The following is a 22,121-nucleotide window of genomic DNA, read 5'->3' as shown; positions in this document are numbered from 1 at the left end:
CAAGCCAACAATGAAGAAAATCGTACTCCTGTTCGCCCTCGGGTTGTGCCTGGTCGCTGGCATTGCCCGCTCCGGGAACGCTGCCACCGAGCAGTTAATCCTGCTGCTGGCCGACCTGCAGCAGCTGCAGGGCGAGTTCCGCCAGACCCAGTACGGTGACGGGGAGAGTGGCGTAACCGGCAATAGCAGCGGGCGCTTCAAGCTGCTCAAACCGCACTACGTCAGCTGGGAAATTGACAGTCCTGACAAGCAGCTGATCGTTGCTGACGGGGAGTACCTGTGGCATTTCGACCGCGACCTGGAAACGGTGACCCGCAGGCCGGTGGCGGGGCAACAGGATTTGTCGCCGCTGCAAATCCTCGCCGGTGACAGCAGCCTTTTGCGCGAAAACTTTGTGGTTGCCAATACCGGCCAGGGCCGCTTCCAGCTGGCGCCCCTCGATGGCAACGCCGCCTTCAAGTCACTGACCCTGGTGTTTGTCGACGGCCAGGTGAGTGCCATGGAAGTGGTCGACAAACTCAATCAACGGCTGTTTATCGAATTGCTGGCGGTAGATGCCGATGCACCCCTGAAGCCTGCGGACTTCGCCTTCGTACCCCCGGAGGGCGTTGACTTGTTCTACCATGACCAGTGACCTGTTTGCAGCGGGCAGTGGCGGTTACCAGCCGCTGGCGGCCCGCATGCGACCGGTGGACCTGGCCGGCTATGCCGGGCAAAGTCATATCCTCGCCCCCGGCAAACCCCTGCGGGAGGCCATCGACCGGCGCCAGCTGCACTCGATGATCTTCTGGGGGCCACCGGGGGTCGGCAAGACCACCCTGGCGCGTATCGCCGCGGAAGCCGCCGACGCCTACTTCCTGCAGATTTCCGCCGTTCTGTCCGGGGTCAAGGAGATCAGGGAGGCGATAGCCCAGGCCCGACAGCACAAGGCCGCCGGGCGGGACACCGTGTTGTTTGTCGATGAGGTCCACCGCTTCAACAAGGCCCAGCAGGACGCCTTCCTGCCCTATGTGGAGGACGGCACCGTCATTTTTGTCGGCGCCACCACCGAGAACCCGTCCTTTGAGCTCAATAACGCCCTGCTGTCCCGGACCCGGGTCTACAAGCTGCGCTCCCTGGAGAGCGACGAGCTGCTGGGAGTATTGCAGCGCGGGCTGGCGGAACTGGGCGGTGGCGTGCGCGCCAGCGATGACAGTCTGCAACTGATCGCCGCCCAGGCGGACGGGGATGCCCGCCGGGCACTGAACCTGCTGGAACTGGCCGCGGACCTGGCGGAAGACAGCGAAATCACCGGCGACACCCTGAAAGAAGTGCTGCAGGCCTCGCTGCGTCGCTTCGACAAGGGCGGCGACCTGTTTTACGACCAGATCAGCGCTCTGCACAAGTCGGTGCGGGGCAGTGCTCCCGACGCCGCGCTGTACTGGCTTTGCCGTATGCTCGACGGCGGTTGCGACCCGATTTACGTCGCCCGGCGGGTGGTGCGCATGGCCAGCGAGGATATCGGCAATGCCGATCCCCGGGCCCTGACCATCGCCCTGGACGCCTGGCAGGTGCAGGAGCGCCTGGGCAGCCCGGAAGGGGAGCTGGCCATCGCCCAGGCCATCGTCTACCTGGCCTGTGCCGCCAAGAGTAACGCGGTTTACACGGCCTACAAGGCGGCCCGGTCGGAGGTGGCAGAGGGCGCCAGCCTGGAGGTTCCGCTGCACCTGCGCAACGCCCCCACCAGCCTGATGAAGGACATGGACCACGGCGCCGATTACCGCTATGCCCACGATGAGGAGGGGGGCTACGCGGCCGGGGAGAACTACTTTCCCGCGGCGCTGGCGGACCGGCAGTACTACTATCCGGTGGACCGCGGGCTGGAAAAGAAGATTGGCGACAAGCTGGAGTACCTGCGCGGGCGGGACAAAAGCAGTACAATACGCCGCTACGACTGAAGCACTTCCCGGTACGGATGAAATACCTGCTGTTTATCGCCCTGGGCGGCGCCGCTGGCGCTGTCTCGCGCTACCTGCTTTCCTCCTGGGCGCACGCCCTGTGGGAGGGCAAGTGGCCGCTGGGCACCTTGCTGGTAAACATGCTGGGCTCCTTTCTTATCGGGGTGGTGTTCGTATTGATCGAGAGGCAGGTGCTGCACCAGGACTGGCGCAGCGTGCTGATGGTGGGCTTTCTTGGCGCCTTCACCACCTTTTCCACGTTTTCGCTGGAGAGCATCGCCCTGATGGAGAATGGGCATACCGGCCACGCGCTGGCTTATATGGCGGTCAGCGCCGTCAGCTGCGTATTCATGGCCGGCCTCTCGATACACCTGACCCGCGCGCTGATCTAGCGCGCCGTCACCCCAGGACTTTTGCAGGCACAGGAACAATCAGCACATGTTGGATATCAAGACCGTCAGGCAGGACCCGCAAGCCGTCGCCACCGCGTTGCGCAAGCGCGGCTTTGTTTTTGACGTTGACCAATTCACCGCCCTCGACGCCCGGCGCAAGCAGGCCGATGTGGATAGCCAGAACCTGCTGGCCGAGCGCAAGGCCGCCTCAAAGCAAATAGGCGCCCTGGTAGGCCAGGGCATGAGCGTCGATGACGCCAAGGCCCAGGTCAATGAAACCCTGGAAAAAATCGCCAGCCAGATCGATACCCTGACCGGCGAGGCGAAGCAGGTGCAGGCGCAGCTGGAAGAACTGTTGCTGGCGGTGCCCAACATTCCGGCAGAGGACGTGCCGGAAGGGGCCAGCGAGGACGATAACCGGGAAGTCGGGCGCTGGGGCGAACCGCGCCGGCTGGACTTTGAGGTCAGGGACCACGTCGCCCTCGGTGAAGCGCTGGGGGAGATGGATTTCGAAACCGCGGGCAAGATCACCGGCTCGCGCTTCAATGTCATGTACGGCGGCCTGGCCCGCCTGCATCGCGCACTGATCCAGTTCATGCTCGACCAGCACACCGGCGAACACGGTTACCGTGAAATCTACGTGCCCTATATCGTCAACAGCGATTCCCTGCGCGGCACCGGGCAGTTACCCAAATTCGAGGAGGACCTGTTCAAGCTCGAGGGTGAGCAGGGCTACTACCTGATTCCCACCGCTGAGGTGCCGGTGACCAACGTCGGCCGGGAGCGTATTTTCGAGGACGCGGAACTGGGCGAGGAGGGAGTCAAGTTCGCCTGCCATACGCCCTGCTTCCGCAGCGAGGCCGGCAGTTACGGGCGCGACACCCGGGGCATTATCCGCCAGCACCAGTTTGAAAAAGTGGAGCTGGTGCAGTTCGTGCGCCCCGCCCAGTCCGACGCCGCCCTGGAAGCCCTTACCGGCCACGCCGAAAAGATCCTGCAGCTGCTCGAGCTGCCCTATCGCAAGGTGATCCTCTGCGGCGGTGACATCGGCTTCTCCGCCCGCAAGACCTATGACCTCGAGGTCTGGCTGCCCGCCCAGGACACCTATCGCGAGATATCCTCCTGCAGCAATTTCGGCGATTACCAGGCCCGGCGCATGCAGGCCCGCTGGCGCAATCCCGAAACCGGCAAGCCCGAACTCCTGCACACCCTCAATGGTTCCGGCCTGGCGGTTGGCCGCACCCTGGTGGCCATCCTGGAGAATTACCAGCAGGCGGACGGCAGCATCGGCATACCCGCCGTGCTGCAGCCCTATATGGGTGGCCGGGCCACATTGGGCGCCTGACATGCAGTACCTGCCCGTCTGCCTGCAGGTTCGCAATGCGCCGGTAGTGCTGGTGGGCGGGGGCACCGTGGCCACCCGTAAGGCCCGCTTGTTGCTGCGCGCCGGGGCCAGTCTCACCGTGGTGGCGCCGGAGATTACGCCTGAGCTGGAGCAGCTGCTGGCTGAACACGGCGGTAACTGGCAGCAATCCCGCTACCGCGAGTCGGACCTGCACGGGCGCATGCTGGTGGTCGCCGCGACCCCTGATCGGGCGGTCAACGAGCAGGTCCATGCCGATGCCCGGGCCCTCAACCTGCCGGTTAACGTGGTCGATTCTCCCGACCTGTGCACTTTTATTTTTCCGTCCATCGTCGACCGTGATCCGCTGTTGATTGCCATCAGCTCATCCGGCCGCAGCCCGGTGCTGGCGCGGCAGCTCAGACGCAAAATCGAGGCCATGGTGCCGGCTGCCTACGGTCGCCTGGCGCAATTTGCCGGGCGCGTTCGTGATCGCGTCAAGGCGGCCATTCCAGAGGAGACACCCCGGCGGCTGTTCTGGGAGCAGGTCATGGAGGGCGCTGTGGCGGAGCAGGTCATGGGCGGCAGGGAGGCCCGGGCGGAAGCGCTGCTGGAGCAGCTGCTGCAGGATACCTCAGCACACCACAACGGCGAGGTCTACCTGATTGGCGCCGGCCCCGGCGACCCGGATTTGATGACCTTCAAGGCCGTTCGCCTGCTGCAGAGTGCCGATGTGGTGCTCTACGACCGACTGGTCTCTGCGGGCATACTGGAGATGTCCCGGCGGGACGCCGAGCGCATCTACGTCGGCAAACGGCGGGATGAGCACGCCGTGCCGCAGGGAAAGATTAACCAGCTGCTGGTTGACCTGGCGCTGCAAGGCAAGCGCGTGGCGCGGCTGAAGGGCGGCGACCCCTTCATTTTCGGCCGCGGCGGCGAGGAGATCGAGCTGTTGGCACGGCACCGGGTACCGTTCCAGGTGGTGCCGGGCATTACCGCCGCCAGCGGAGCGGCCTGTTATGCCGGCATTCCCCTGACCCATCGTGACCACGCCCAGTCGGTACGCTTTGTCACCGGTCACCTCAAGGATGGCAGCAGCGATCTGGACTGGCGCTCATTCCAGTCAGACACAGAGACCCTGGTGTTTTACATGGGCCTGGTGGGCCTGCCGCTTATCTGCGCCCGGTTGCAGGACAACGGCCGGCGTGCAGATACGCCAATCGCCCTTATCGAACGAGCGACCTCAAACGAGCAGCGGGTCATCACCGGCACCCTGGCGACCATGGCAGGGATTGTGGAGCGGGAGCAGCCCAGGGCGCCGACGCTGATAATCGTCGGCAGCGTGGTGCGCTTGCACCGGCAGCTGAGCTGGTTCGGCGAGGAGTAGGTTCCGGCTCGCGCCGGAATGACTGAACGGCCAGGGGCATGACCGGGAACGGCAGGTAGTCGCCTGCCGGGTCTTCTCAGTTCTTTTCCTGCACATTCGCCGCGTAGCGCTGCTGCTTCAGCACCAGCGCATCCACCAGCACGTTACCGGCCTCGGAGAGCAGCACATCCGGCTCCTCATCTTCCCCGGCGTTGCTGTCGTCGCTGCTGTCTGCACTGGCGAGTTCGTCCGCGGCGCCTTCGTCCTCGTCATCCTCGTCCAGAGATGCCAGTGGCTCCTCACCCCGGGCAACCCGGCGCTTGTTCTCGATGGCCAGGGCCTTCTGTTTCTGGGACTCGCGCAGGGCGATACGTTGTTCCTCGTTGAGCGGCAGACGGTCCAGTTCGCGGGTTTCCGCCGCCAGGGCGATCTGGTCTTCCAGGTAGACGAAATCCGGGTTGTTGTGGCTGCGTTCCTGGAACAGGCCGGTAACATGCGGCAGCACCGTGCTCAGGTCATCGTAACGGCGATGCCGCACGGAATTGATCTGGTCCCAGTTGAGGGCGTGATCCAGGGCGCTCTCGCCGATTTCCTCGATGTCGAATAGCGAGGGGAAGGCCAGGTCCGGCACCACGCCGCGGTGCTGGGTGCTGTCGCCGGAGATACGGTAGAACTTGCTCTCGGTGATTTTCAGCTGGCCCTCGGTCAGGGGCGTCAGGGTCTGTACCGTGCCCTTGCCGAAGGAGCGGTCACCGACAATGATGCCGCGCTCGTAGTCCTGGATAGCGCCAGCAAAAATTTCCGAGGCCGAGGCGCTGAGACGGTTGATCAACACCACCAGCGGGCCGTCGTAATACTCGCTTTTCAGCCGCTTGCCGTCGCGCCAGACCCGGCGCGAGGAATGGCGTATCTGCACGGTGGGGCCGTACTCGATAAACAGCCCGGTCAACTCGTTGGCCTCCTGCAGGGAGCCGCCGCCGTTATTGCGCAGGTCGACCACCAGGCCGTCGATGTCTTCTTCCTGCAGTTCCTGCAACAGTCTTTTCACATCGCGGGTGGTGCTCTTGTAATCCTTGTCGCCGCGGCGCATCGCTTGGAAGTCAATATAAAAGGCGGGAATGTCGATCACCCCCACTTTCAGCGTGTCGTCGCCGTTGGGTATTTCGAGAATCTCTTTCTGGGCAGATTGCTCCTCCAGCTTGACCTTGTTGCGCACGATGGTGATCACCTTGCGCTCGTCGGTGGTCTTGGACTTGGCCGGAATGACCTGCAGGCGAACCGTGGAGTCCTTGGGGCCGCGGATCAGCTGCACCACCTCGTCGAGGCGCCAGCCGACGACGTCCTCGATGTGGCCGTCGTCGCCCTGGCCGACGCCGACAATGCGGTCGGAGGGCCGCAGCTCACCCTGCTTGTCGGCGGGCCCCTTGGGAACCAGGCGGGCAACCTTGGTGTATTCGTCTTCGGCCTGCAGCACAGCGCCAATGCCTTCCAGCGACAGGCTCATGTTGATGTTGAAATTTTCCGAGCGCCGCGGCGAGAAGTAATTGGTGTGGGGATCGTAGAGCTCGGTGAGCGCGTTGGCATAGATCTGGAACACATCCTGGCTGTTGTACTGGTCAACCCGCTTGAGCTGGTTGCGGTAGCGGCGGCTGAGGGTTTCCGGTATTTCCTCTGCGGGCTTGTCCGCCAGGCGCAGGCTCAGTACCTGGTTCTTCAGGTGCTTGCGCCAGCGTTCGTCCAGTTCTGCCTGGTCGCGCGCCCACTGCCGGTCATCGGTGTCCAGTTCGTAGTACTCATCCACCGTGAAGTCCATGGCGGCCACGGTTTGTTCGAGGTTTTCATTGACCGCCTCAAGGCGGGTGCGCAGGCGCTGGTGAAAGCGGTTGAAAATGACATAGCCCGCGTCCAGGTTGCCCTTCGGCAACTGGTCATCCATCTGCTCCCGATATTGCTGGAATTCCTGTATATCAGCGGCGGTAAAGAACATCTTGCTGCCGTCAAGGCTGTCGATGTAGGCGTCGAGGTGCTGTGAGGACAGGCGGTCATCGTATTCCAGCTTGGCGTAGTGCCGCTGCTCCAGCTGGTCAACCAGTTCGATAATGGTGTCGCGCTGGCTGTCGGTGTATTCGATCTTCGCTGCCGCGGGCAGGACAACGCAGCAGAGGAGGGCGATGGACAGGATGCGGCCGCTGGCCGCCTTGGCTGAAAAAATGCTCAAAACTATATCTACCACTACATGATGGGATGCGATCCCTAAGTGTACCCCTGCGAGCCAGCGGTTCAAGGCAGCAGGGGGCGTTTTCCTGAGATTGAGCATAGCCGGAAAAGTTCATTTTTGCCCGCCTGCTGATCTGGCCGTAGGCCCCGCCGGTTCCTCGACACCGGAGGTTCGTGCTTTAATAGCACGCTGTTAACGCCAACGGATACTTCCATGCTACTTACTTCCCGTCTCGCCAGGGCAGCTGGCCTGCTGCTCCTGCTATCAGTGACTGCCTGTTCGAGCCCCTCAGCAGACAGCGTTGCCCGCCAGCCGGGCTGGGACAAGGGCGCCATGGTGACGGCTGCCAATCCGCACGCTACCGCCGCCGGCATGGCAATGCTGCGCCGCGGCGGGCATGCGGTTGATGCCGCTATCGCCGCCCACGCGGTGCTGGGGCTGGTGGAGCCGCAGAGTTCCGGTATCGGCGGCGGTGCCTTCATGCTGGTGTACCAGCGTGAACAGCAGGACCTGGTGCTGCATGACGGGCGCGAAATGGCCCCCGCCGGCGCCACGCCCGACATGTTTATGGCTGGCGCCGAGGTGATGCCGTTTCTCGAGGCCTGGCAGGGCGGTGTCGCGATCGGGGTGCCCGGTGCGATCGCCCTGTACGCCGACACCCATGCCAAATACGGCAAGCTGCCCTGGGCAGAGCTGTTCGAACCGGCTATCAAACTGGCCACGGAGGGTTTTGTGGTGTCGCCACGCATGGCGGGCTTCCTGCCGCGCATGGCAGAGCTGAGTCGGCTGGACGACAATCCGGGTGCCGCAGCGTACTTCTATCCCGGTGGCGAGCCGCTCAAGGCCGGGGATCTGCGCAAAAACCCGGCCTACGCCGATACGCTGAGCCGGGTTGCCAGCGAAGGCAAAAGCGCCTTTTACACCGGCCCGCTGGCACAGGCGATGGTTGCCGCGGCAGGGGCCCAGCCCAACCCCGGCAGCCTCAGCCTGGAGGACCTGGCCGCCTACCGGACGGTGGACAGGCCCTCGCTGTGTGGCCCATACCAGCAGCTGCGAGTCTGTGCCGGCGCGCCCCCTTCGTCGGGAATCAGCCAGGTCATGATGATGGGCATCTACCAGGAGCTGGCCGCGAATGCAGGGTCCATGGATGACAGGGTCGCCGCTTTTGTCGATGCCCAGCGCCTGGTCTACGCCGACCGCGATCACTTTGTCGGCGACCCGGACCATGTCGATGTGCCGGTGGAACAGCTGCTTGATCCCGCTTACCTGGAGCACCGGGCCAGCGAACGTTTTGCCCCCGGTGCGACCCCGGAGCACGGCGACCCGCTGGGTTTTGCCGCCGGCAAGTCCATGGCCGGTATCTGGTCCCGCGACCGCAGCGGGGAAGTGCCGGGCACCACCCACCTTTCCGTCATCGACAGCGAGGGTAATGCGGTTTCCATGACGGCCACGGTAGAGGCGCCCTTCGGTTCTTCCCGCTGGGTGGGCGGTTTCCTGCTCAACAACCAGATGACCGACTTCGCCCGTGAGTTCAACCCCGGGGAGCAGCCCCAGGCCAACGCGATCGCGCCGCACAAGCGGCCTCGTTCATCGATGTCGCCGGTCATGGTATTCGACCCGCAGGGGCAACTGCTGCTGGTGAGTGGCTCTCCCGGCGGCAACAACATTCCCGCCTACGTGTTCAAGTCGCTGGTGGGCGTGCTGGACTGGGGCATGACGCCCGAGGCTGCAGTGGCCTTCCCCAACATTACCGCCCGTGGCGAGAAGGTCAGGGTGGAGGTCAACGTTGAACCGGGGCCGCAAATCGCCGGGGCCCTGAAAGCCCGTGGTTATAACGTGCAGGAGCGCGAGGGTGAGAATTCCGGTCTGCACATGATTCTGGTCAGCGGCGATACGCTGCAGGGAGCGGCCGACCCGCGGCGCGAGGGCAAGGTGGAGTACCTGGCGCCGGCCCCTTAGGGTGGTCGCCTGTTTTGTCCGCCTCAGATGGCCTGGAGCCGCTTGCGCACCGGTTCGGTAAGCAGCGGCACCACTTCGACCGATTTCAGGTTCTCCTCCAGCTGGCTGACTTTTGACGCCCCCAGGATCACGGTGGACACGTTGGAGTTGAGCAGACACCAGGCAATGGCCAGGCGCGGCAGGGTGGTGCCCAGTTCCTCTGCCACCGGCAGCAGGTTTGCCACCCGCTGCAGGCGGTCCTGCCCGCGCTCTGATTCCACCATACGCTCGCGCAACCACTCATAGCCCGGCAGCGCCGCCCGGCTGTCTGCAGGAATACCCTGCAGGTACTTGCCGGTGAGCGCCCCGGACGCCAGCGGCGACCAGGTTGTTGTTCCCAGGCCGTACCTGCCGTACAGCTGGGCGTACTCGATCTCGACCCGCTCGCGGTCCAGCAGGTTGTATTGCGGCTGCTCCATGGACGGCGGGGTCAGGTGATTGGCCTGGGCGAATTCATAGGCCTCGGCAATTTCCGCAGCGGACCACTCCGAGGTGCCCCAGTACAGCACCTTGCCCTGGGTGACCAGGTTGTGCATGGCCCACACGGTCTCGCTCACTGGCGTTTCCGGGTCCGGCCGGTGGCAGAAGTACAGGTCCAGGTAATCGACCTGCAGCCGCTGCAGGGCCTGGTGGCAGGCCTCGGTCACATGCTTTCTGCTCAGGCCGCACTGGGTGGGCAGGGGCGAACTGTAACTACCGAAAAATACCTTGGAGGAAACGCAGTAACTGTCCCGGGGACGATTGAGCGCCTTTAGCGCCTTGCCCATGACAATCTCGGAATTGCCGGCTTCATAGCCCTCGGCATTGTCGAAGAAGTTGATCCCGGCATCCAGGCAGGTGCCGAACATTCGCTCCGCCAGGCCGGCATCAACCTGTTTGTTGAATGTCACCCAGGACCCGAAGGACAGCTCGGAGACCTTGAGGCCGGATTTGCCCAGGTTCCTGTATTTCATGGCGTTGCTCCTCGTTGTCGCTCGCCGGACCTGCCCTTGCCGGTGTGCAGAACAAGCGTGAAACCAGCCCCTTAAAACGTATTACCCGAACCGCATTCAATCAACAGCTGGCCCTCCAGTCCGGCGGCGCGGTGTTGCTGGGCCTGCTGGTAGGTCTCGTCGCGGAGCATGTCCAGCATCACCTGGGTAGAGGGGTACTGGATGATGGCCACCTCGTCCCACAGGTCCTCGCCGCCGCCGATGAGCAGGCCCCGGACTTCCCCGGTATAGAGAATGCGGACCCCCCTGGGCTCCATGATGTCGCGAAAGGCGGCGGCGTAGAGCTGGTAGGCCTCCATGCCGGAAAGATCGCAGGGCCGGCCATCTTCGTACTCGGCCTTGTCCTTGAACTTGAGCAGGTTGAGCATGGCGATGGGTTCGCCGGTGGCGCGATCGCGAAAGGCCCGCACCTGGTCACCGGTGGGCTGCAGTACATTGAACATGGTATTGGTCTCTCCCGCCCGGGCATCGTTGCCTGGATCGCTGTCCCCTTTGTAGCTCGACACAAGGACGGAGTCAAATGGGCGCGCAGCTGGCACGGTAGAGAGCAAGCGGGGCAGGGCGGCCCCTCAGGGTTGGTGATTGTGCCATTGGGCGGAGAAACTCTCGGCGTAGCGTGCAATCCACTCTTCCGCGGCCTGGTCCAGGCTGAGTGTTCGCTCTCCACTGCGCATAACCTGCTGCTGGTAGGCCCTTATTTCTTCACACTGGGCCTGCATGCGGGCGCAGAAACTGTCCTCCGCCTGGAAATGCCACTCGCTGCACTGTTTGCTATCCGCCGCCACGCTGAACCTCTTTCGCGTAACCAGACTTACTCTTTAAAGCAATATTGCCGGGAGTTCACCTACCAAGGCTGAATACTGTGACCAGCTTCACATTCAGTTGCCAGAAAGTGAGCACTAATGCCTGAATATGTACGGTAAGGAGGAGGAGACAGATTTATCTCCGCTAACAGCGAGCTGGCGAGAGCGCTCTTTGGCCCCGATTCGACAGGCCAGCCCTCGCCTGACGGCTAGCGGCCACTGTTATTGACCGATCCAGATGGCCTGGCGTAATTGTCATTGAGAGACTGCACGAAATCATCGGCCTGCGCCAGAATGGCATCCAGACGGCGGCGCCGCCACGGACCCCAGCCACGCGGGGTGGCGGAGGCCAGGGAACTCCACCAGGCGCGAACATTCCACGCGAACGCCCGCTGCAGTGCCGGTCCAGACTGCCCCAGCGAGTCGTCCCGTTGCAGTCCCCGCAAGACGCTCTTTCCTGCCAGCTCACGTATCTTCGCGTGCAGCAAGAGGGCTAACAGGGAGGCGATGGCCACGACCGCTATCTGCACAGGAATACTGAGGGCGACGAAAGGATCGAGGTAGAACCCGTCCCAGTGGTCACCGGCGATGCTCCACCAGAGAAACACCCCCAGTAAGGCGGTAAAGACGGGCACGCTGAACCAGAGCGTACGCCGGCGCCAGTCGCGCCGCGCCTGGGACAGTCGCGGAACCAGCACGTCGCGCAGGTGGCGCGCACTGTTTTCCAGCACGCCCACAACCCGGTAGGCACGTTCGACCTCGACCTGCTGGATGCGTGCCTCGATGTCGGCGATATCCTCGTCGCGCTTGCGCTCCAGCCGCTCGCGAACAGCCTCGTCGGTAATCGCGGTTGCTGCGTCCCGCGCATAGATGCGGTAGAAGCGCCCGGCCGTCAGCCCGTGTTGAGCCAGGGCGCGCTGCCACGCAGCGACGACCTCCTCGGGATTATCCTCGCGTGCGGTGTTGTCGATCTGGTTCAGCACGTAAAGGAACTTGGTGGCATCCGTGCGCTGGATGGTATTTTCCACCAGGTGGCTGAGGGTATCCGCCATCGCCCCCGGCTCCGGGTGACGGGCATCGAAAAAAACCAGAACAAGGTCTGACAGATTGATGATGTGATTGGTAATCAGCAGGGTCGAGGTGCGCTGCTGGTCGGCGTCGAAACCGGGTGAATCAATCAGGATTTTTCCGCGTAATGCTTCCGACTGGCTGGTTTTCAGCTGCAGGTAGGAATCGACGCGTCGACCCTCGCCCTCGGCCACTTTCTCGATAGCATCACTGATCTGGTAAAAGGGAAAGCGCGGGTCACTGTCCAGTGCCAGCCCGGGCAGCGATGCACTTTCGTCGCCGGTACCAAAGCAGATTACCGTGAACTTGTCGTCCACGGCCTGGTTGCCCGTGCGCTGGAGGTTGTGTCCCACATACTGGTTGATGAACGTGGACTTGCCGGCGGAATAGGTGCCCAGTATGGAAATAGCTGGCCACCAGGAGACCTGGGTGGCGAGGGACTCGTCAGCTGCCATCAAGCCGAGCTTGCGATGGATTTTGTCCAGCCGCTGGAAACTTTCCACACAGCCGGCAAGGACCGGGTTTTCCTGTTTCAGGTGCGCCTGCAGGCGCTTGATTCGTTCTTGAGTCGGATTCCTGGCCACCGAAATTTCCCGGGTAAGAGTTTTTCTTACTATAGAACTATTCCCCGGCGACTGCCAAAGTACGGCTATACGGAGGCGGGCGCCTAGATCCTGAGATCATCGTAGACGGCGCTACCCCAGCCCACCAGGCGGTTGTTCATGAAAACCAGCGGGGTGGTCTCGTCACGGCTGGTTGCGCCGTCGCCTTCTTTCCAGTGCGTACGGTAAAACAATACCCGCACTTCCTCGCCGTCCAGCTCAAAAGCCTCCGATTCAGCCGGCGTTCCCAGCCGGGCGATGACATCGCTGCGCGAAGACCCCAGTTCAAGACCGGCGATCAGTTCACGATTAGTGCGCTGTTCCTGTTTCCAGTCAGCATTCGAAATATGTTCGCCGTCCACATACACACACCCGCTTGTCGGCAGTGTTAACAGGCCCGCCAGACCGAGCGCCCACCAATTTTTCACAGCATTCTCCTTGTCGATATCAAAGATGATTCCGGCCACCAAAGCGCCGAATACCAAGCCTCTATCATTGGACGAATTCGCCGGGGCTGCAAGACGCAGCCGGTGTCACTCATCCCGTTTCGGCGACCATCTGCCGCATTGCGCTCAGGTATGGAGAATCTCAACCAGGGCGCTGGTGTCCCCATGGCTGGCCTTTTATCGCGATCCGGCATGATGTCGGGATACAGCGCCGACAACAATACGCGGGTCTTACATCAACTCACAGCTTTCCTCGGTGCTATAGCTCATGTGGCGACGCTGCCAATCGGCGCTGGCAAAGCGGTCCCCGTTGTCCGCGTGCCTGACGCTTGCCTCGCCATCCGCCAGGGCGTCGACCTGCACCGTATAGCTGCGGTGGAGCGGGAAATTGTAGGTGATGAAATCCGGCTCGCAGCTCTGGCTCTGGTTGCTGCGGGTGGCGCTCAGCAGGAAGAGGGCGCTGCTGGCGTCGTACACCCCCCGCAGTTCATAGGTCACGTGGCATTCGATAATATGCCCGGAAGCGCCGTTGGCGTAGTTGTAGTGGGTCTCGGTGCCCGTGGCGACACGGGTCAGCGGGTCGAATTCGATTTCACTGACTGAATAGCCGCTGCTGCCGCGATAGGCCGCCGCGTCATCCTGCTGTTCGCAGTTGCGAAAGGCCAGGGCATTGCTCTGGCAGAGGGTCGCCAGTACAGGGACGACCAGGAGATTGCACTTGTTCACCTGTCACCACCCGGCGCCCGTTTGCGGTGGCGCCTCTCTCTTTGTAGCGCGACTGGACCGCCGCGTCAAACTGGTCCCGGTGAGCGGTTTGGCAATAATCCGGCGCAGGGATTGCCCGCGGTGTTAACTTGCTGGATTACTCCGCCGTCAGTACCCGCCCCAGGCTGACATCCCCCTCAATCGTGGTGCGGTGGATAAGCCGTTTGATACCTGGCCGGGTGCCGGTGGTGCAGTGCATCGCCCGCCAGTTGTCCCACAGCACCATGTCGCCTTCCTGCCATTGGTGGAAATAGGTGAATTCGGGTTTCTTGCCATGGGCCACCAATCGTTCCAGGAGCTCGATGGACTCGTCGTTGGACAGGCCGAACTGCTGCGGGGTGATCACCCGGTCCAGAAACTGTTCCACCACTTCGAGTACTTTTCGACCGCTGACGGGATGGGTGACCACCGCCGGGTAAACCGCGTCGGCGAAGTCCGGAAAACCCACATCGGCGGGCTTTCCGGGGCTGTAGGGGCCGGGTTCATAACCCTCCAGGTCGACATAGCGCATATGGCGACGCTGCATGCTGAAGCTATAGGCCACTTCCAGCCTGGCAAGCAGTGCCTTGGTATCCTCATCGAGGGCGTCATAGGCCTTGGCCAGGTCACCAAAACCGGTGAGACCGTCTTCTTCTGCCACCACCACCGCGCGCAATATCGCACCATGGTTGGGGCGTGCGGTGTAGTGCAGGTCCATGTGCCAGTCCAGGCGGCCGACAATTTCCTCACCCTGATAAAACGCGGTCATGAACTTATCCCTATCGCCGCCGTTTTCCAGTTGAAAAAGCTCAGGGTAGTCAGCGGAAGTCGTCGTTTCCAGGGGATGCATTTCCAGGGGACCGAATATGCGGCTGAATTCAATCTGGCTTTCAGGGCTGATGTCCTGCCCACGGAACAGCATGATCGCATGCTCGTACCAGAGCGCTTTTAATTGTGCCCGAAGCTCATCGCTGACGGGTGCATTGAGGTCAAAACCGGAGACTTCGATGCCGACATTGTCCAGTGGAGCGATCTCTAAACTCATAATTCCTGTCCCAAACCGTTAATCGATGATAGAGGGGTCGGCACGCAGCTCGCGCCTGGCCATGGCTTCCCAGCAGAACGGAAAACCACTGGCATCGGTAATGCTGACCTTTTCCACCTCTTCATCGCTGAGTGGCACCGCGCCCCCCGCCAGTTCCACTTCATAGGCGCGCTTGCTTCGCCACTCCAGGGTAATGGCCCGAAGGTGTGCCTGGCGCAAATCCTTGCCCACGACCAGGGACCCGTGATTCGCCAGTAATGCCCATTTTGAGTCACCCAGCGCCTCGGCGGCAGACAGGGAGGTGGCTTCATCTTCAAAGGTGCCCTGGTATTCGTTATACAGAGGCAGCTTGGCACCGCAGTGAGCGCCGGTCTGGTCGTACACCGGCGGCACGCGCTGCAGGTTGGCCCAGATGCCGCTCCAGTGGGCGTGGTTATGGATCACCACGTTGATGTCTGGCCGCAGTGCATGCAGCTGCAAATGCAGGCCGATCGCCGGGGTCACGTTCCAGTCGCTGTCGATAATCTGGCCGCCCGAATCCACGGTGACAATATCGCTGGCGGTAAGCTCATCCCAGGCCAGTTCCCAGGGGTTAGTGAGAATATCGCCGTTATCGAGGCGCAGGGTGATATGGCCAGCGATATGCTCATTCCAGCCCTCGCGGAACAACATGCGGCACATCAGCGCGACCTGGGCCTTGTGGCTCAGATCGGGTAGCAGTGGCCTGCGCCCGGGACGGGGCGCGAAACGCTCGACCATGTTCTGATCCAGGCCGTCAAATTTTCTCATGATTATCATCCTCTGCTGTTGGTCGTAAAATTTTTGCAGCCCGCCACACCGACCGGGGTGTCCTCATGGCTGCTCGCGGTATTCGCTCTCCAGGCCCTTGCGAAACTGCAGTGGGGTAAAGCCGGTCCACTGCTTGAAAGCGCGAATAAACGCGCTGGGTTCGGTGTAGCCAGTATAGAACGCTATTTGTTCGATGGTGGTAGCGGGATTGCCCAGATGATGAATGGCAATATCCCGGCGGACCTGGGATTTGATGCTGTGAAAACTGGTGCCTTCAGCCTTGAGTCGGCGGCGCAGGGTGTGGGGTTTGAAGCGCATGGCGGCGGCGATGTTGTCCAGTTCCGGCGCCCCTTTATGCAGGGCGAAGGCATCCCTGGCCAGTCTCCTGACGTTGCGGGTTAGCGCGCCACCGGCATCCATGGGCAGGAACAGGTCCAGCGGGGCCCGGCGTATATAACTCTCGATGCTTGATTCATTCTGCAGGATGGGCTGGTCGAGATAGCCCGGGTCGAAGCGAAAGCCGCAGTAAGCCTGGTTGAACAACACCGGGGCGCCGTAGTACAGGTAGCGGTACTCATCGCGATAGTCGGGCGCGGCAAAGTCCAGCGTCACCTGGTCAAGAATAATCCGGTCGTTGCCCAGCCAGCCGAAGAAGCGATGGAAGACGGTCATTATCGAGTCAATCGCGTAATTATCGAGAATGGTGTGGCCGGGGATGCGTCCCAGAGCAAATTCAACATACTGGGGAGTGACTGTCAGCGAGTTGCTCAGGCTATTGTCAAACAGGTTGTTAATTTCAGTCATTCTGCGCATTGCCTGACCCAGGGTACGGGTAGGCAGCACCGACAGCGCCAGCAGGCGGAAATGTCCCAGCTTGATCGGCCTTTCCAGCAGTCCGTGCGACTCGTCCCGCAAGCTGCCAATGCAGATGTTGAGCAGCGTGACCGCGTTCTCTACCGGGAGTCGGGCATTTTTGTCCTGCATTATATCTTCGGTTATGCCGGCTGCCCGCAGCATCCTGGACACGTCGAGGCCGGCCTTCCTGGCGCCAGCCAGGGCGTGGTTGATCATCGAGGCAGCCACGGTGATCCCGCGGGCTCTTTCCCTGCTCATACCTGCCGTCCGCTGCGGGGCTGTGACCCGGTTGTAATTTAGTGTTTATTTTCGCTGCATAGCGTGGTCATTGTCCAGCGCTGCCTGAGGGGCCAGAATGCAGCCACTGATAACGGCGGGCCCCGATTCGGCCCCAACAACGCGAGGTAGCCATGACCAACCAGGCCTATATCTACGATGCCATCCGCACTCCCCGGAGCAGAGGCAGGAAAGATGGAACACTGCACGAGGTTAAACCGATCGCCCTGGGCGCCGGCCTGCTGCGGGAGCTGCAGGAGCGCCACCAGTTCGACACCGCCTACGTCGACGACGTGATGCTGGGCTGCACCCAGCCGGTTGGGGAGCAGGGCGCGGATGTGGCCAAGGCTATCGTGCAGCACGCCGGGTGGGACGAAAGCGTCGCGGCCGTGCAGATGGATCGTTTCTGCGCGTCCGGGCTCGAGGCGGTCAATTCCGCCGCCCAGAACGTGATGTCGGGCTGGAACCAGTTGATGGTGGCCGGCGGTATCGAGTGCATGTCCCGGGTGCCCATGGGCGCCGCCGGTGGCGCGCTGCTCGGCGACCCCGAATTCGTCATGGGCCAGCGATCGGTTCCCCAGGGAATCGGCGCGGACCTCATCGCCACACTCGAGGGCTGGAGCCGCGAGGATGTCGACGCCTTCGCCCTGCAGTCCCAGCAACGGGCCGCCCACGCCCGTGACCAGGGCTACTTCGACAGGTCGGTGGTGCCGGTCAGGGACCTCAGTGGCATGACCATCCTGGAAAAGGACGACTTCATCAAGCCCGATACCACCATGGAGGGTCTGGCCTCGCTGCGTCCCTCCTTTGAGCAACTGGGCGCCATGGGCATGGACGAGATGCTGCTGGCCAAGTATCCCCAGGTGGAGCGCATCAACCACGTGCACCACGCGGGCAATTCCTCCGGCATTGTCGACGGCGCCAGCGCGGTACTGATTGGCAGTGAACAGGCGGGGCAGGACCTCGGGCTGACCCAGCGCGGGCGCATCGTCGCCGGCGCAGTGCTGGCGACCGAACCTTCGATCATGCTGATCGGCCCCGGCCCTGCCGCGAAAAAGTGCCTGAAAATCGCCGGCATGACCCGCGCCGACATCGACCTGTGGGAAATCAACGAAGCCTTCGCCTCCGTTGCCCTGCGTTACATGAAAGACCTGGATATCGACCCGGAAGTGACCAACGTCAACGGCGGTGCAATCGCCATGGGGCACCCGCTGGGCGCCACCGGTGCGGTACTGGTCAGCACCATGCTCGACGAACTGGAACGCCGCGGTCTCAAGCGCGCCATGCTGTCCCTGTGCGTCGGTGGTGGCATGGGCATTTCCACCATTATTGAGCGAGTATAGGGGCCGCGCGCGCCGACAGATTTTCCAGCAAACAGATTTCAGGAAACCATCATGAGTGTATTCAAGTACGACAAAGACAGCGACGGGATCGTGACCGTTACCATGGACATGACCGGGCCGGTAAATGCCATGAACAACGAGTATGGCGAGGCCATGGGCGCCACGCTCGAGCGCCTGGAGGCCGAATCCGGGCTGAGCGGTGTGATATTCGCCTCTGCCAAGAAAACCTTCTTCGCCGGCGGCGACCTCAATGACCTGATCCGGATTACCCCGGAACACGTCGACCAGGCCTTTACCTCGGTAGAAGCCACCAAGGGCGACCTGCGCCGGCTGGAAAAACTGCCGGTGCCGGTAGTAGCGGCGATCAATGGCGCGGCCCTCGGTGGCGGCTATGAGCTGTGTCTGGCCTGTAACCACCGTATCGCCTGGGACAGCAAGGCCGTGCAGATCGGCCTGCCCGAGGTCAGTCTCGGCCTGTTGCCCGGCGGCGGCGGTGTGGTGCGTCTCACCAACCTGCTGGGCTTCCAGCAGGCCATGCCTTACCTGCTGGAGGGCAAGAAGGTCAACGCCGCCAGGGCCCTGGAGCAGGGCATGATTGACGAGACCGTGGCCAGCGTCGAGGAGCTGCTGCCCCGCGCCAGGGCCTGGATACTGGAGAACCGGGACAATGAAAAGGCCGCTCTGCAGCCCTGGGACCAGAAGGGCTTTCGTATTCCCGGCGGTGACATCAAGCACCCGGCCGTGGCGCAACAGGTGATGATGGCGCCCCAGTTGCTGATGCAGAAAACCCGCGGTTTGCTGCCGGCCCCGGAGCGCATCCTGGAAACCGCCTGCGAGGCCCTGACCGTCGACTTCGATACCGCACTGCGCATCGAGTCGCGCAAATTTGCCTACCTGGCCGCTGGCGACATCGCCAAAAACATGATCAATGCCTTTTTCTTCCAGATGAACCAGGTCAACAGCGGGGCCAGCCGACCGCAGGGCATTGCCCGCTCCAGCGTCAGCAAGCTCGGCGTGATCGGTGCCGGCATGATGGGGCAGGGGATTGCCAATGTATCCGCCATGGCCGGTATCGAGGTGGTGCTCAAGGATGTATCCCTGGAAGCGGCGGAGAAAGGCAGGGCCTATACCGCCGCCCTGATGGACAAGGCCATCGCCCGGGGCCGCGCCGACGAGGCCAGGAAAGCCGCCGTGCTCGAGCTGATCAAGGCGACCGACAACGAGGCCGACCTGGAGGGTTGTGACCTGATTATCGAGGCGGTGTTCGAAAACATGGAGCTGAAGGACCAGATTACCGGCAGTAACGAGAAATACCTGGCCGCAGGTGGCGTGTGGGGCTCCAATACCTCGACCCTCCCTATCACCCGCCTGGCCGAGGCCAGCAGCCAGCCGGAGACGTTCATCGGTATTCACTTCTTCTCGCCGGTGGACAAGATGCCCCTGGTGGAAATCATCTGCGGTGAAAAGACCGATGACGAGACCCTGGCCAAGGCCTTCGACTACGTGCAGCAGATTCGCAAGGTGCCGATTGTGGTCAACGACAGCCTGGGCTTCTATACCTCCAGGACCTTCGGTACCCAGTTGCTGGAAGCGGCCCAGCTGGTCGCCGAGGGTATTCACCCGGTGCGGGTCGACAATATGGGCAAGGCCATCGGTATGCCGGTGGGGCCCCTGACCGTCAATGACGAGGTCAGCCTGAAACTGGGCGTGCAGGTGCGTGAGACCCAGGTAGCGCAGGGCCTGGTATCCGTTACCGACGATCCCCGGCCCCTGGGCAGCGAACTCGTCCACTCCCTGGTCCATGAGCACAATCGCGGCGGCCGTCACCACGGCGATGGTGGGTATTACGACTACAGCGGGGAGGGCAAGACTATCTGGCCCGGGCTGCTGGACCTGTATTACCAGCCCGAGGTGGAGATCAGCGATGAGGACATCAAGGACCGCCTGCTGTTCAGCACTGTGATCGAAAGCCTCAAGTGCCTGCAGGAAGGCGTGTTACGGACCGTGGCCGATGGCAATATCGGTTCCATCCTCGGTATCGGCGCCCCGGCCTGGACCGGCGGCTACATCCAGTTCGTCAACACCTATGGCCTGCAAAACTTTGTCGATCGCTGCGACCAGCTGGCCGACAAGTATGGCGAGCGCTTCAGGGCACCGGCCATCGTCAGCGACAAACTGGCGGCTGGCGAGCTGTTCAAGTAAACCATCATTCGCAATGCTGGAGAGTTAAGCATGATCCCGAGAACCCTGTTTGAAACCGAGCACGAACAATTCCGTGATAGCGTGAGCAAGTTCCTGGAAGCGGAAGCGGTTCCCTATCACCACCAGTGGGAGAAGGATGGCCAGATTGACCGCGCCCTGTGGCAGAAAGCCGGCGCCATGGGTTTTCTGGCGCCAGGCACAGCAGAGAACCTCGGCGGCCTGGGCCTGGACTTCCGCTATAACGCGATTCTCGACGAAGAAACCGCCCGCAGGGGGCTTAGCGGTATCGGCTTTGGCCTGCATTCGGACATCACCGTCCCTTACCTGCTGAATATCGGCAACCAGGCCCAACTGGAGAAGTACATTCCCGGTTGCCTCAGCGGCGATATCATTACCGCCATCGCCATGACCGAACCGGGCACCGGCTCGGACCTGCAATCCATCAAGACCACCGCGATACGCGATGGCGATGACTACGTGATCAACGGCTCCAAGACCTTCATCACCAACGGCCAATTGGCCGACCTGGTAATCGTGGTCTGTAAAACCGATCCCTCCGCCGGCGCCGCCGGCACCAGCCTGCTGCTGGTCGAGGCCGGGACGCCGGGCTTCGAGAAGGGCAAAAACCTGGAAAAGCTGGGCCTGAAAGCGCAGGATACCTCCGAACTGTTCTTCAACGACGTGCGGGTTCCGAAGGAAAACCTGCTGGGAGAGGAGGGCAAGGGTTTTATCTACCTGATGCAGGAGCTGCCCCAGGAGCGCCTGAGCATAGCGATTGGCTGTACCGCCGGCATGGAATCGGTCCTGGCCGGTACCGTAGACTACGTGCAGGAACGCCAGGCCTTCGGCCAACCCATAGCCAGCTTCCAGAATACCCAGTTCAAGCTGGCGGAACTGGATGCCGAGGTGACCGCCATGCGCGTGTTTGTCGACCGCTGCATAGAACTCCACGTGGCCGGCAAACTGGATACGGTAACGGCCTCCAAGGCCAAACTGCTGTCCTCTGAACTGATGAACCGGGTCGCCGACGAATGCCTGCAGTTGCACGGTGGCTATGGGTACATGTGGGAGTATCCGGTGGCGCGCGCTTACGCCGACTCCCGTATCAACCGCATTTACGGCGGTACCAATGAAATCATGAAACTGATTATCGCCCGGAAACTGCTGCAAAGCTGATTTCCCACCGGGGCCACTGCCGCTGTTTGCGGCAGCCAGCTATTGTTCTGAAAAATTAACCGACATCGCGGGGAGGGTGGAAGCTGCGTACTGGCCCTGTGGACAACTGCGTGTCCAAATCTTATATTTAACATAATATATATTATGCGTATATGTGGATAAATCCGTGGGGAGGGCTATAACTGCGCTGGAGCTGCTATTTCAGGCCCAACGGCCAGACTTAAGGCTATTTTGGGCCCGGTGTTGATACCCTTCTGTTGACCTGCACCTTCTGCTTTCGACTGGTCGATGCCGTTTGCCGGTGCTTTAGCTGCCCGCACTAAGCCCACTGATTTTGAACCAGGCGCGGCCTGCCTGTTATCTGGCGTCAATGGGACAAGTTAGTCGTTGGCTTTGTCCCGCCGTGAAAGCCGCTAGCGACACTGGCCAGGCAGCTACTGTCTCGCCAGCCGCTGTCTTGAGCACTATCGGCACGCGTCGCTACGCGCATGAAACCGGGTTCAGCAGCCTCCTAACCCTGCCCAGGC

General features: G+C 62.0%; 19 protein-coding genes. 9 read left to right on the top strand and 10 right to left on the bottom strand.

Annotated features, from left to right (window positions below):
- Positions 1 to 10: 10 nt before the first annotated feature.
- The 5 genes from lolA to cysG are packed head-to-tail and all read left to right on the top strand — an operon-like array spanning position 11 to position 5,058.
- Positions 11 to 634, top strand: coding sequence for an outer membrane lipoprotein periplasmic chaperone LolA (gene lolA, locus DWB85_RS16915; RefSeq protein WP_117956918.1), 624 nt, complete (start codon positions 11 to 13; stop codon positions 632 to 634).
- On the top strand, positions 624 to 1,937 hold the full coding sequence (locus tag DWB85_RS16910) for a replication-associated recombination protein A (RefSeq protein ID WP_117956915.1): 1,314 nt from the start codon (positions 624 to 626) through the stop codon (positions 1,935 to 1,937). Before lolA ends, DWB85_RS16910 begins: the two co-directional genes overlap by 11 nt.
- A gap of 17 nt (positions 1,938 to 1,954) precedes the next feature.
- A complete protein-coding gene (gene crcB / locus DWB85_RS16905) occupies positions 1,955 to 2,329 on the top strand; it encodes a fluoride efflux transporter CrcB (protein WP_117956913.1) in 375 nt (124 codons plus the stop codon).
- Positions 2,330 to 2,375: 46 nt separating this feature from the next.
- The gene (gene serS, locus DWB85_RS16900) at positions 2,376 to 3,674 is read left to right on the top strand and encodes a serine--tRNA ligase (protein WP_117956911.1); all 1,299 of its coding nucleotides are present in this window, start codon (positions 2,376 to 2,378) and stop codon (positions 3,672 to 3,674) included.
- A 1-nt stretch (position 3,675) separates the two neighbouring features.
- A complete protein-coding gene (cysG, locus tag DWB85_RS16895) occupies positions 3,676 to 5,058 on the top strand; it encodes a siroheme synthase CysG (RefSeq protein ID WP_117956909.1) in 1,383 nt (460 codons plus the stop codon).
- Between the two features lie 76 nt (positions 5,059 to 5,134).
- Here cysG and DWB85_RS16890 read toward each other — a convergent pair whose 3' ends face one another.
- A complete protein-coding gene (locus DWB85_RS16890) occupies positions 5,135 to 7,255 on the bottom strand; it encodes a carboxy terminal-processing peptidase (protein WP_239017366.1) in 2,121 nt (706 codons plus the stop codon).
- 213 nt (positions 7,256 to 7,468) lie between these two features.
- Here DWB85_RS16890 and ggt point away from each other — a divergent pair, with 213 nt between their 5' ends.
- Positions 7,469 to 9,214, top strand: a complete 1,746-nt coding sequence (gene ggt / locus DWB85_RS16885; protein ID WP_117956905.1) for a gamma-glutamyltransferase — start codon at positions 7,469 to 7,471, stop codon at positions 9,212 to 9,214.
- Positions 9,215 to 9,237: 23 nt separating this feature from the next.
- Here ggt and DWB85_RS16880 read toward each other — a convergent pair whose 3' ends face one another.
- The 9 genes from DWB85_RS16880 to DWB85_RS16840 form a co-directional block, all read right to left on the bottom strand.
- A complete protein-coding gene (locus DWB85_RS16880) occupies positions 9,238 to 10,206 on the bottom strand; it encodes a potassium channel beta subunit family protein (RefSeq protein ID WP_117956903.1) in 969 nt (322 codons plus the stop codon).
- 71 nt (positions 10,207 to 10,277) lie between these two features.
- Positions 10,278 to 10,751 (bottom strand): DUF1330 domain-containing protein, encoded by a 474-nt coding sequence (locus DWB85_RS16875; protein WP_239017365.1) that lies wholly within the window; start codon positions 10,749 to 10,751, stop codon positions 10,278 to 10,280.
- 63 nt (positions 10,752 to 10,814) lie between these two features.
- Positions 10,815 to 11,030 (bottom strand): hypothetical protein, encoded by a 216-nt coding sequence (locus DWB85_RS16870; protein ID WP_117956901.1) that lies wholly within the window; start codon positions 11,028 to 11,030, stop codon positions 10,815 to 10,817.
- A 227-nt stretch (positions 11,031 to 11,257) separates the two neighbouring features.
- A complete protein-coding gene (locus tag DWB85_RS16865; RefSeq protein WP_205422779.1) occupies positions 11,258 to 12,700 on the bottom strand; it encodes a dynamin family protein in 1,443 nt (480 codons plus the stop codon).
- Positions 12,701 to 12,783: 83 nt separating this feature from the next.
- The gene (locus DWB85_RS16860) at positions 12,784 to 13,203 is read right to left on the bottom strand and encodes a DUF3192 domain-containing protein (RefSeq protein WP_239017364.1); all 420 of its coding nucleotides are present in this window, start codon (positions 13,201 to 13,203) and stop codon (positions 12,784 to 12,786) included.
- A 192-nt stretch (positions 13,204 to 13,395) separates the two neighbouring features.
- Positions 13,396 to 13,890 carry a hypothetical protein gene (locus tag DWB85_RS16855; protein ID WP_117956897.1) on the bottom strand — a complete coding sequence of 165 codons (495 nt, stop codon included), beginning with the start codon at positions 13,888 to 13,890 and terminating at the stop codon, positions 13,396 to 13,398.
- A gap of 136 nt (positions 13,891 to 14,026) precedes the next feature.
- Positions 14,027 to 14,953, bottom strand: a complete 927-nt coding sequence (locus DWB85_RS16850) for a TauD/TfdA dioxygenase family protein (protein WP_117956895.1) — start codon at positions 14,951 to 14,953, stop codon at positions 14,027 to 14,029.
- An 18-nt stretch (positions 14,954 to 14,971) separates the two neighbouring features.
- On the bottom strand, positions 14,972 to 15,742 hold the full coding sequence (locus DWB85_RS16845; RefSeq protein ID WP_117956946.1) for a class II aldolase/adducin family protein: 771 nt from the start codon (positions 15,740 to 15,742) through the stop codon (positions 14,972 to 14,974).
- 63 nt (positions 15,743 to 15,805) lie between these two features.
- Entirely contained in the window at positions 15,806 to 16,855 is a 1,050-nt protein-coding gene (locus tag DWB85_RS16840) for an AraC family transcriptional regulator (RefSeq protein WP_117956893.1), read from the bottom strand.
- A 152-nt stretch (positions 16,856 to 17,007) separates the two neighbouring features.
- On the opposite strand from DWB85_RS16840, the gene DWB85_RS16835 reads away from it, so the two are divergent.
- The 3 genes from DWB85_RS16835 to DWB85_RS16825 are packed head-to-tail and all read left to right on the top strand — an operon-like array spanning position 17,008 to position 21,594.
- The gene (locus tag DWB85_RS16835) at positions 17,008 to 18,216 is read left to right on the top strand and encodes an acetyl-CoA C-acetyltransferase (protein WP_117956891.1); all 1,209 of its coding nucleotides are present in this window, start codon (positions 17,008 to 17,010) and stop codon (positions 18,214 to 18,216) included.
- A 51-nt stretch (positions 18,217 to 18,267) separates the two neighbouring features.
- Positions 18,268 to 20,418, top strand: coding sequence for a 3-hydroxyacyl-CoA dehydrogenase NAD-binding domain-containing protein (locus DWB85_RS16830; RefSeq protein WP_117956889.1), 2,151 nt, complete (start codon positions 18,268 to 18,270; stop codon positions 20,416 to 20,418).
- A gap of 30 nt (positions 20,419 to 20,448) precedes the next feature.
- Positions 20,449 to 21,594 carry an acyl-CoA dehydrogenase family protein gene (locus DWB85_RS16825; RefSeq protein ID WP_117956887.1) on the top strand — a complete coding sequence of 382 codons (1,146 nt, stop codon included), beginning with the start codon at positions 20,449 to 20,451 and terminating at the stop codon, positions 21,592 to 21,594.
- The last annotated feature ends 527 nt before the right edge of the window (positions 21,595 to 22,121 follow it).

It is taken from the genome of Seongchinamella sediminis (assembly GCF_003457605.1).
GTDB lineage: Bacteria > Pseudomonadota > Gammaproteobacteria > Pseudomonadales > Halieaceae > Halioglobus > Halioglobus sediminis.
The sequence above is the reverse complement of the archived record's forward strand: the minus strand, read 5'-3'. Positions and strand labels throughout refer to the sequence as shown.